Source organism: Sporosarcina aquimarina (assembly GCF_019748715.1).
GTDB classification, from domain to species: domain Bacteria; phylum Bacillota; class Bacilli; order Bacillales_A; family Planococcaceae; genus Sporosarcina; species Sporosarcina newyorkensis.
In genome coordinates, this window is the sequence record NZ_JACLBZ010000047.1 from 1 (window position 1) to 1,134 (window position 1,134).

The window sequence follows — 1,134 nt, forward strand, 5'->3', positions numbered from 1 at the left end:
TGGATAGGCTACACTTAGTTAGACAATAAAATTAAGGTCTAGTAGAATACAACCAAAGAAACGAGGAGAATCTACGATGACCCAAAAAAGAGTACGAAGAACTTTTACCCCTGAATTTAAAAGTCAATTGGTAAAGTTGTATGAGAGCGGAAAACCCAGAGCTGATATTATCCGTGAATATGATTTAACCGCTTCCGCCTTTGATAAATGGGTGAAGCAAAACCAGACATCTGGTTCATTCCAAGAACGTGACAACCGTACGCCTGAAGAGGCTGAATTAATCAAACTACGTAAAGAAAATCAACGTCTACTAATGGAGAATGATATTTTAAAGCAAGCCGCGCTGATCATGGGACGAAAGTAGATGTGATTCGCAACAATGCTCACAAATACTCAGTATCAGCAATGTGCGAAGTCCTCAATATTCCTAGAAGCACCTTTTACTATGAACCTGTTGAAAAGCAAGTAGAAGATGAGACTGTTGATGCCGTCAAGAAAGTATTTAAAGAAAGTAGAAACAATTATGGAACCCGGAAGATTAAGAAGAAACTTGAAAAGATCGGCTTGTGTGTCTCTAGGCGACGTATTGGTCGAATTATGAAGGAACATGGGCTTATTTCGAATTATACTGTGGCCCAATTCAAACCATTTAAATCAAAAGTGAATGAAGACCCTGTGAAAAATGAACTTGCCCGTCAGTTTAATGATCAAGCTGAATTGGCTGTCGTAGTAAGTGATCTGACGTACGTACGAGTAAACGGAAGATGGAATTACGTATGCTTATTTGTCGATCTTTACAATCGGGAAATTATCGGGCACAGTGCTGGACCAAGTAAGACTGCAGAGCTTGTTTACAAAGCTTTATCAAGCGTTAATCGTGATCTCAACTCAATTCAAATGTTCCACACCGACCGCGGTAGCGAGTATAAAAATAAACTGATTGATGAAGCGCTAGAGACATTTGGCATCCAAAGATCGTTGAGCATGAAAGGATGTCCATATGATAACGCCGTAGCTGAATCAATGTTTAATATCGTCAAGACTGAGTTCACGAAACAAGCGCACTTTATCAGCCTTGACCAGCTGGAACTCGAACTAAATGATTACGTAAATTGGTACAATACGATTCGGATT

1 protein-coding gene is annotated in these 1,134 nt (G+C 39.5%); it reads left to right on the forward strand.

Annotated elements, in window-relative coordinates; translation table 11 throughout:
- Positions 1 to 76: 76 nt before the first annotated feature.
- Positions 77 to 1,134 (forward strand): IS3 family transposase gene (locus H7J92_RS17405; protein ID WP_221838279.1). Its coding sequence is split into 2 segments (ribosomal slippage), with 1,059 coding nucleotides annotated over them: positions 77 to 362 and positions 362 to 1,134; the frame shifts between segments, so codons are not numbered across the junction. This gene is flagged as partial in the annotation.